Here is a 6713-nt window from a genome sequence, read left to right as displayed (position 1 = left end):
GCCAACATCGCCTTTGCTCTTTCTTCTAACGTTCAAAGGTATAAAAGATATCGCCGCCTTGGGCTCTACTGCTGGTCATTGTTTCGATCAATAACCGTTCGGTCAGTTGATAACGAACCATAAAGGTGTTGGTACTATCAAGTAAGCCGATGCCGTATTTTACGTAGAGCTTGGGTGATAGGTATTTACCAACGTAAAAAGAGGTTTCACGCGTACCTGAGTCAGAGTCAAGACCAAATTCGTCAAAGCCGAAAGTATCTTGTAGTGACTCACCGATAGCCTCAGTTCCTTTGGCACCCAACATCAGTAAGGCTTGCAGTTGTAAATCATTGGAACTGGTAGAAGAAGAGGCGGACTGCATGCTGCGCCCGAGTATTAAATAAGATAAGACTTCGGAGTCGGGCATCGCTGGTGTTGAAAACAATCTAAAGTTTGGCTCAATAAGCGTACCGGCAACTTGAGCACCTACATTAACATTTCTTGCCGCAGCACCGCCCGCGATTTCCCTTTGTACTCTGAGGTTGAGCCCCGGGTTGCTGATAGTGCCGCCATTATAGATAAACGATCCTCGGTCAATCGTAAGCTCTTGTCCATATAACGTATAAAGCCCCTCGGTAACATTAATACTGCCGACCGCAGTTAATGGGCGTCGTGGTTGTTCAACGACCTCTAAACTCCCGGAAAGCTTGCCTTCAAAACCATAGGCGTTAACACTAACATTGTCGCTCAGATTGACCCTTACTGCCGCCTGCACCTGTATTCCGCCGAGATTGTTATTAGCAGCAGAGACTTGTTCACCATTACGAGTAACGACAACATCGGGAGAACGGCTTACAGCATTGTCGAACTCAGGTGCAGTTATAGTGGCAAAAGGGACATCTACGGTGCCAGCAATATCAATCAGCTGATCTTTTAAATAGACCCGTAAGTTTGGACTGATGTCGACGGTCGCCGTTGGAAGTTGTAGCGCCCGAAAATCTTGACCTTCAATCGCCAAGTAAGCCTCTTGCGCTAAGGGTACTGCGAGCCCTTCTATCAGTAACCATCCCTTATCACCAGAACGCGCCTGACCGAGTATTTCTAGTTCGCCTTGAGTTTCGGGATTATCTATCAGAGCAAGTCGCACCTCTTTAAATACCAAGTTGGTTTGCGCGAAGCCTACAGTTTCGGCAAATACTTCCATATCTCCCTCAAGTTGAGGATACCCCAGTGTGCCATTCAACGTGAGAGCCGCTGTTGCCTTACCGCCCTCATAGCGAAGGCCCGGAAGTACCCAGTCCAACATTGCTAAATCATCTAATTGAAATAGTAGCGAGCCTTGGACGTTTTGTTCTCCATAAAGGTCGGAGAGTTGGAAATCGCCAATTAACCCGCCTTGGTCCTCGGTTAGTGTTCCGGATAATGTTGCGGTAATTGCATTAGCATCGCCTTTGGCCTCAAGTTCCCAATAGGCAAGACGTGTGCTGGTTTCTTGGTCAAGTGCGAAGAAAACGGTAGTGTCACTATTTAAGGTTGCGGTGAAACCAACCAGATTAAAGGTATCCCGTTTGAGTTGTGCATTGGCAAATACATTAATATGGCCAGCAACACGCTGCGCAACGTCTTGCTCACGGAAACGATTTAACAGCCGAAGTGATAGTCCCCGGCCTTCAAACTCAACAAATAGGTTAGCTTGATTAGAAGTTAGAGTTTGACAAATTGAACCCAAACTTCCCTCGTCGTGATGAAGGCAAATCGCCTCAGATTGGAACTGCCAATGTGTATCGGTCTGACTAACCTTCAACGAACTCGCGTTTGTTGTTGACCAGCTGTCTAAGCTCTCGGTGGCGATCGCCAGTTCACTTATTAGTACCTCAAAGTTTTCAAGACTATCGTCGGCGGTAAGTTCGAAGTTTAACGTCAGACTTTCCAGCTCTGTAACTTCCACAGGCATACCAGGAAGTTCTTGCAGAGCGCCTATAACAAGTTCGGCATAAACCTTATTGTCACCGGCAGTAGTCCCGTTCAGTAACATACGTGATTGACCTACGGCCAAAGTTAACTCGTCGGCACTAATCACGTCACCGGTTACTAGTACTCCACCAGCAATGCTCACCGAGCTAGACTGATCGTCGTCAGCTAAAACTGCTGTGCCGTTTGAAATATCTAAGCGTACAGCCAACTCAGGTTGCCAGGCAACGTGAGCCGTTGCAGCTAGGTCGAAATTGTTACTTGACGCTTCCAGCTTGTCTAGCGTGATCTCTTGTAAATCACCCGATCCGACGGCAACAATCTTGCTAAGCATCTGTTGCGGTTCGGCATCTTTAGTTGTCAAGTAATAAGAAACCTGATTCTCGGTCGCAAATTTATAATTTTCAGGTGTTCCGTTTAAGTTTACGTCACCTTTAATGATGGCCAGGCTATTGGCTGCTAGCGTCTCAGCAATGGGGCCTAATGAAAGGTTGGTGTAGTTCGCCGTAAAATCAAAGTGTTGCGAGTTATAATTTGTGGAAAAGTTGTTGTGCTGCCAAGCACCATTCAATCTAACACTACCGTTACCTGGCCCAAAATCGATCAATGAGACTTCTATCAACTCGATCAACGCTGTCGTGGCGGTTACTTCACCGGATAGCTCAGTGGACGCATTAATATATTCAGGCAACTGTGGAGCACGCTGTTTGATGACATCGTCAAAAAGCTGCAATGGCAGCTCTTGCAGTTGTAACCTGAGCGCCCATTGAAGGTCGTTCAGGGGCTCTGAGAGGGTCGCAGTAATACGTTGAGACGCAATTCCATCAGCGCTAAAGTTACTTTGTAGTTTAATAGGTGTTTCTTTTAACGCGCCATCAAGCTCGATTGTGCCATTGATTGCGTTCACGGCTATGGCATCTTGCTCGACTTGCCATTGATAATCGGCTTGGAACGCAAACGGATAATTTTTTGCTGTTGTCAGTATTCCTTTCCCACGAAGTGATGATGTTTGGTAGACAATAACAAGTTGATTTAAACTGAGTGTAGTGTCCTGCCATTGTAGCTGGGTGACCAAGTCGGTTACTAGCAGCTGAGCGGGCTCGGGTCCGTCCGACTCTAACCATGCATCCGTTAGTCGAAACTCATTAACACTGAGGCTGATGGGTAAACGTAAGGTAGGCAACTGTATTTCTTGTTTGGGGTTTTGCTCTGGATTCTGACTACTGATGAGGGTTAGATGCACACCCTCAAGGGCGAGGCTATCGATCAAGAGTTCGTTATCGAGCAGAGCCAAGGGTTGCCAGTTTAGTTTGGCAGTTGCCATTTGAATTGTGATCGCGTCGGTTTTGACGGTTGCATCGCTCAGCTGCAGTCCGTCTAACAAACGTCCATCGAACTTGTCGTAAGTAACACGGATACCCGCCGGTTCGAGACCCAGCTCAAGCGCGTAGTCCAACACCCATTTTGAACCTGTGGTTGTGCCGACCAGAAGTAAAGCTGAAACCGGAATCAGTATAAATAATGCAACAACGGTGATCGCCAGACCTTTGAGCCATCTCATAAATCAGGTCCTATGGTTAGGTGCAGACGCCAAGGTCGATCAGGTTCATCAATCGCTTGGGCTACGTCAAGTCGAACCGGACCGATAGGGGATAACCAGCGAGCTCCTATACCTATTGTCTGCCGCCACGGCATAGACCACTTCATACCGGTGTTACCGAAATCGGAAAACAAGGCAACACGCCATTTTGGCGCGATGAGATAGTCAACTTCAGCACTTGCTACGCCAAGATACTGTCCGCCAATGACAACACCTTCAGCATTGGTTGAACCGAGTTGCTGATAAGCATAGCCGCGTACACTATGGTCACCTCCAGCGAAGAACCGTAACGATGGCGAGAGTTTAGAAAAATCTGAGGTTGCAATTGCCCCAACTTCACCGCGCATCAGCAAACGCCACTTCGGATTAAAGGAATAAACAGCTTTAGCACTGAACGACAGAGATAGAAAGCTTGCATCAGAAAGTAAGGCATCGCTTGCGCCTTGTATACGGGCACTGAGTCGATATCCGTTATCAATGAGATTACGGTTATCGTGGTCAAACTCGGTTGAGACTAAACTAAATTCTGCGCTAGGCACAAAGAATCCCGAGGTTTGCCGCGCTGCGGTACCGAACCTATAGTCTTCACTCTGGTAAGCGAGTTGATAAGTGCGTTGCCATGAATCGTAATGACGCGCATCACGAACACTTGCGCGATAGAGCGTTGAATCGATGTCTTCATAAGTACGGTCAAGAATTTCGCCGGTAATGCTGTATTGATCACGGCTTGGGTTTTTACCCGGAATAATGTAATCAACGAAGCCGGTGTTCTGCACTTCCGATAAACGCAGAATACTACTTAAGCGATGACCACGGTCGTTCACCCAGCGGCGATCGAAACCAAGTGTTAAACGTGCACCCGTATCGGTGCCGTAGCCAGGGCCTATTTGGTAATGATCACGTTCGTTTGCAGTAACCCGCACCGAAACCGGAACGCGTAGTCCGTCGGCTTGACTCCAAAGTGGTGCAACTTCGACGGTTTCGAAATAGTCACTTCCAGCCAGCGCTACCTGCAAATCAAGCAGTTCTCTGGTATGAAAGTTATCTCCTTCTTCGAATTGAAAATAGCGTTGCAGGAAATCAGTATCGAGGTGATTGCAACAAATAGTGACTTCGCCGAATTGGTAACGCTCGCCACTATCAAAATGCAAACTAATGGTTGCGCTTTGGTTAGCTAGTTCAACAGCAATTTTTTGCTGGGTAAATTGAGCATCATAATAGCCGCGCTCTGCGGCCAAACTCCGCAGCATACTCTTGCTACGTTCATAATCACTATGCAGTAAAACGTGGCCTTGTTTTAGCGGCAGTTCGCGCCGTAGTCGGCGAAATATATCGTCGTGGGTGGCGGCGCCGGTTAATTGATAATCGATGTTAGTAATTCTTGTGGCTGGACCCGGAACTATGCTGTAACTGACTGTTGTTACCTCTGCGTCGGAGGAAATAGTATGGTTGACCTCACTGTGGTAATAGCCAAAGGGTTCTAGTGCTTGCTGAATCGAAGCGTCACCGCGGCGAGCCAGATAGCGTAATCGGAATGATGCCGGTGTCGGTTTACCATTGTAATGTAGCAGCTCGAGATAGCTACGAACGTTTTCAGCAAGCGCGCCATCAACGCCAGCAAAGACGACATTTAACGTCGTTAAGTCACGTTGTGGTTGTTGAGCAACAACAGTTTGACTGAACCCACAACCGATCAGTACTACCAGCAGCCATCCAAATCGGCTCAATGTCATCCGTTCCTACCTTAATCAGTGCTAAAACTTGATGTTAGCTAGAGTATATCAAAGCAAAGCAGATAAATCGGTGAAAAAAACCGCAAGTGATTGGTAAAGTTCTATAAAAGACTTGCCAGTGCACAAGGTGCCAGTATAATTCGGGTTCTACGTTGCAGGGGTGTAGTTCCAATTGGTAGAACAGCGGTCTCCAAAACCGACGGTTGGGGGTTCGAATCCCTCCACCCCTGCCACTTCCAAGTTTCTCCGAAATTGGCTAAGCTGGTCTTCATGAACGAAGCATCCACACCATCGACAGCAGATCCACAATCTCAGCTCTGGACTAAATCTCAGCGCGAAGCTTTGGCTGCGCTTAAGTTACCGCTTTGGCAGAAAGCTGCTGCGAAAGTAGCGGATGCAAGTGATGCGGCAACAGCAACAAGCTATTTTTATAAACTTCAGGATTGGCTTTTGATTTGCCCGGCGCCATTGCCCGTTACCCTACAAAGCTGGCAGCAAGATGTCTTGCGCACGCTTGCACCGGATAATCCGCAACAACCGACAGAAGTTTCAGCATCGGTAGCTAATAATAGCGCAAACGCGAAATACCTGGAGCTTCCTGAGCTAACCTTGGCAGAGCTTAGTGCTGTGCAAAAGCGCGACTTATGGATGCGCATCTGCAAAATCGATGATTAAACGCATATCGGCCTACCAAAAACAACTCTATGTTATAGAACAATCGAGCCATCAAATGCCCTGGAGCGAGGGCATGCTGCAGGGCTGTTTTACCGATAGTTATGAGCTCTATGGTTGGTTTTCTGACGCTCAAAGCGTACAAGGTTTCTCTATCCTACAGCGGGTCTGCGATGAGTTTACCTTGATGAATATTGCGGTAATTCCGGAGTATCAAGGGCAGGGGATTGGTGGCCAGCTTTTGCGGCACGTTCAAGACCTTGTTGCGCGGCAACAGGCAAAACTTTGGCTGGAAGTTCGCGCTTCTAATGCATCGGCTTTACGGTTATATGAGCGTCATGGCTTTGATGAGATCGGGCGCCGGTTGAATTATTATCCCTTGGGCGACAAACGTGAAGACGCTATTGTAATGAGCTGGCAGACCAAAGTTGCGGACGATTAATAGTCAGGGCAGAACTTAGTCTTGAGTAGCTGCATGAATTTCAGCGTATCCTGATCCTTTATAGAGTAATAGATGGTCTGAGCCTGTTTTCTGAACTTAACCAGATCTTGCTGTCGCAATACCGCCAAGTGTTGTGAAAACGCTGACGCACTTAATGGGAAATGCTGATTTAACTCACCGACACTCTGTTCGCCACCGGCAAGATGGCAGAGAATTTGGAGGCGATGCTCATTGGCAATGGAACGCAAAAATGTTGCTGCGTTCTGTGCTTCATCTTGTTGCATTTCTTCAATTGTCAGCGTTGTCATTAATGCTT

At 47.5% G+C, this 6713-nt stretch carries 5 protein-coding genes and 1 tRNA gene; 3 read left to right on the top strand and 3 right to left on the bottom strand.

What is annotated here, in order from left to right:
- Positions 1-25: 25 nt before the first annotated feature.
- Together ACQ5ES_RS11550 and ACQ5ES_RS11545 are read right to left on the bottom strand one after the other, a co-directional pair.
- Positions 26-3511 (bottom strand): translocation/assembly module TamB domain-containing protein, encoded by a 3486-nt coding sequence (locus ACQ5ES_RS11550; RefSeq protein ID WP_445017000.1) that lies wholly within the window; start codon positions 3509-3511, stop codon positions 26-28.
- Complete coding sequence (locus ACQ5ES_RS11545) at positions 3508-5283, bottom strand: autotransporter assembly complex protein TamA (RefSeq protein WP_445016998.1); 1776 nt, start codon at positions 5281-5283, stop codon at positions 3508-3510. The genes ACQ5ES_RS11550 and ACQ5ES_RS11545 overlap by 4 nt, the downstream gene beginning before the upstream one ends.
- A 156-nt stretch (positions 5284-5439) precedes the next feature.
- On the opposite strand from ACQ5ES_RS11545, the gene ACQ5ES_RS11540 reads away from it, so the two are divergent.
- From ACQ5ES_RS11540 to rimI, 3 genes are all read left to right on the top strand, one after another.
- Positions 5440-5516, top strand: a tRNA-Trp gene (locus tag ACQ5ES_RS11540).
- 37 nt (positions 5517-5553) lie between these two features.
- A complete protein-coding gene (locus tag ACQ5ES_RS11535; protein ID WP_445016996.1) occupies positions 5554-5958 on the top strand; it encodes a hypothetical protein in 405 nt (134 codons plus the stop codon).
- Entirely contained in the window at positions 5951-6397 is a 447-nt protein-coding gene (rimI, locus tag ACQ5ES_RS11530) for a ribosomal protein S18-alanine N-acetyltransferase (protein ID WP_445016994.1), read from the top strand. Before ACQ5ES_RS11535 ends, rimI begins: the two co-directional genes overlap by 8 nt.
- Here the strand turns inward: rimI and ACQ5ES_RS11525 are convergent.
- Positions 6394-6705 (bottom strand): ArsR/SmtB family transcription factor, encoded by a 312-nt coding sequence (locus ACQ5ES_RS11525; RefSeq protein WP_445016992.1) that lies wholly within the window; start codon positions 6703-6705, stop codon positions 6394-6396. The genes rimI and ACQ5ES_RS11525 overlap by 4 nt on opposite strands.
- Between the last annotated feature and the right edge of the window lie 8 nt (positions 6706-6713).

The sequence above is a fragment of the Pseudidiomarina xizangensis genome (genome assembly GCF_052541995.1).
Note: the sequence above shows the minus strand (reverse complement) of the source record. Positions and strands in the feature narration are given on the sequence as shown.

Bases quoted from the DNA above. Each gene is read 5' to 3' on its own strand.
- rimI (WP_445016994.1), top strand. From the start codon at position 5,951: ATGATTAAACGCATATCGGCCTACCAAAAACAACTCTATGTTATAGAA.
- ACQ5ES_RS11545 (WP_445016998.1), bottom strand. From the start codon at position 5,283: ATGACATTGAGCCGATTTGGATGGCTGCTGGTAGTACTGATCGGTTGT.
- ACQ5ES_RS11550 (WP_445017000.1), bottom strand. From the start codon at position 3,511: ATGAGATGGCTCAAAGGTCTGGCGATCACCGTTGTTGCATTATTTATA.
- ACQ5ES_RS11535 (WP_445016996.1), top strand. From the start codon at position 5,554: ATGAACGAAGCATCCACACCATCGACAGCAGATCCACAATCTCAGCTC.
- ACQ5ES_RS11525 (WP_445016992.1), bottom strand. From the start codon at position 6,705: ATGACAACGCTGACAATTGAAGAAATGCAACAAGATGAAGCACAGAAC.